Here is a 1,230-nt window from a genome sequence, read left to right on the forward strand (position 1 = left end):
AACCCGTCCCAACCCTGCAAGCAGAGCGTACTGAGGTCGGAAGCATCACTCCCAACTGCACTGTCAATGTTCCACCCATGAGCTACCGGCAACCACGTTCGGGTTACTCGGCGCCTGGACCACGCCCACCCCGAAGGGCACACGAGGCCAGATGCTCCTTAGAAAGGAGGTGATCCAGCCGCACCTTCCGGTACGGCTACCTTGTTACGACTTAGTCCTAATCACCGATCCCACCTTCGACGGCTCCTTCCACAAGGGTTAGGCCACCGGCTTCGGGTGTTACCGACTTTCATGACTTGACGGGCGGTGTGTACAAGGCCCGGGAACGTATTCACCGCAGCGTTGCTGATCTGCGATTACTAGCGACTCCGACTTCATGAGGTCGAGTTGCAGACCTCAATCCGAACTGAGACCGGCTTTTTGGGATTCGCTCCACCTTACGGTATCGCAGCCCTTTGTACCGGCCATTGTAGCATGCGTGAAGCCCAAGACATAAGGGGCATGATGATTTGACGTCATCCCCACCTTCCTCCGAGTTGACCCCGGCAGTCTCCTATGAGTCCCCGGCATAACCCGCTGGCAACATAGAACGAGGGTTGCGCTCGTTGCGGGACTTAACCCAACATCTCACGACACGAGCTGACGACAACCATGCACCACCTGTACACCGACCACAAGGGGGCGACCATCTCTGGCCGTTTCCGGTGTATGTCAAGCCTTGGTAAGGTTCTTCGCGTTGCATCGAATTAATCCGCATGCTCCGCCGCTTGTGCGGGCCCCCGTCAATTCCTTTGAGTTTTAGCCTTGCGGCCGTACTCCCCAGGCGGGGCGCTTAATGCGTTAGCTACGACACAGAAACCGTGGAAAGGTCCCTACATCTAGCGCCCAACGTTTACGGCATGGACTACCAGGGTATCTAATCCTGTTCGCTCCCCATGCTTTCGCTCCTCAGCGTCAGTTACGGCCCAGAGATCTGCCTTCGCCATCGGTGTTCCTCCTGATATCTGCGCATTCCACCGCTACACCAGGAATTCCAATCTCCCCTACCGCACTCTAGTCTGCCCGTACCCACTGCAAGCCCGAGGTTGAGCCTCGGGATTTCACAGCAGACGCGACAAACCGCCTACGAGCTCTTTACGCCCAATAATTCCGGACAACGCTTGCACCCTACGTATTACCGCGGCTGCTGGCACGTAGTTAGCCGGTGCTTTTTCTGCAGGTACCGTCACT

General features: G+C 57.0%; 1 rRNA gene. It reads right to left on the reverse strand.

The features are described 5' to 3' along the window. Positions 1–162 precede the first annotated feature (162 nt). Positions 163–1,230: ribosomal RNA gene (locus tag EDF23_RS19025) — 16S ribosomal RNA — on the reverse strand; the annotation flags it as partial.

This window comes from Curtobacterium sp. PhB128 (genome assembly GCF_004340725.1).
In the GTDB taxonomy this organism is placed as follows: domain Bacteria; phylum Actinomycetota; class Actinomycetes; order Actinomycetales; family Microbacteriaceae; genus Curtobacterium.